A 945-nucleotide genomic window follows, 5' to 3' on the forward strand; every position below is an offset into this window, starting at 1 on the left:
AAGGATTTGATTTCTCTTTCTGATGAAATCAATCATGTCCGCCAGTACCTCTTTATCCAGAAACAACGCTATGGTGATAAGCTGGAGTATGAGATTGATGAAGATTCTGCTTTTGATAATTTAGTCTTGCCTAAACTGGTGTTGCAACCTCTTGTAGAAAATGCCCTTTACCATGGTATTAAGGAGAAGGAAGGTCATGGACATATTAAAGTTTCTGTTCAGAAACAGAATACAGGGCTTGTCATCCGCATTGAGGATGATGGCGTTGGCTTCCAAAATCCTGGTGATAGCAGTCAAAGTCAGCTCAAACGTGGGGGAGTTGGCCTTCAAAATGTCGACCAACGACTCAAACTTCATTTTGGAGAAAACTATCAGATGAAGATCAATTCTGCACCCGAAAAAGGGACAACAGTTGAAATATACATTAATAAAATAGCAATTAGCTAACTCCCAGTTCACTCTGGGAGTTTTGCTTTTAAAAATCAGAATGATTAGTTGGCCTTGATAAAATCAGTAAAAAAAGATATGATAGATAATGACAAAAGAGGTATCAAGTATGAAGGAAAAAGACATTCAAAGAGCAACAAGCCAGATTGTTGAAGATGTATTAGAAAAGGCCAATTTGAAGCAAGGGGCTATCTTTGTTTTGGGCCTTTCTTCTAGTGAGGTGATAGGTGGTCAGATTGGCAAGGAATCCAGTCAAGAAATTGGGGAAATCATTGTGAAGACCATTCTAGATATCCTAGAGGAAAAAGGAATTCATCTAGCTGTTCAAGGTTGTGAACATGTTAATCGTGCCCTCGTTGTTGAACGTCAGCTGGCAGAGCGGTTTGGTCTTGAAATCGTCAGTGTCCTTCCTACACTTCATGCAGGAGGTTCGGGTCAGTTGGCAGCCTTCAAGTTTATGCGGGATCCAGTTGAGGTTGAATTTATCAAGGCCCATGC

2 protein-coding genes are annotated in these 945 nt (G+C 40.4%); both read left to right on the forward strand.

The features are described 5' to 3' along the window. Window positions 1–447 (forward strand): sensor histidine kinase (locus tag GMD4S_RS09440; protein ID WP_000574569.1); only part of this gene is annotated, 447 nt, incomplete at its 5' end. 109 nt (window positions 448–556) lie between these two features. After that, a partial coding sequence (locus GMD4S_RS09445; RefSeq protein WP_000659505.1) for a TIGR01440 family protein occupies window positions 557–945 on the forward strand: 389 nt, incomplete at its 3' end.

The organism is Streptococcus sp. GMD4S (assembly GCF_000296955.1).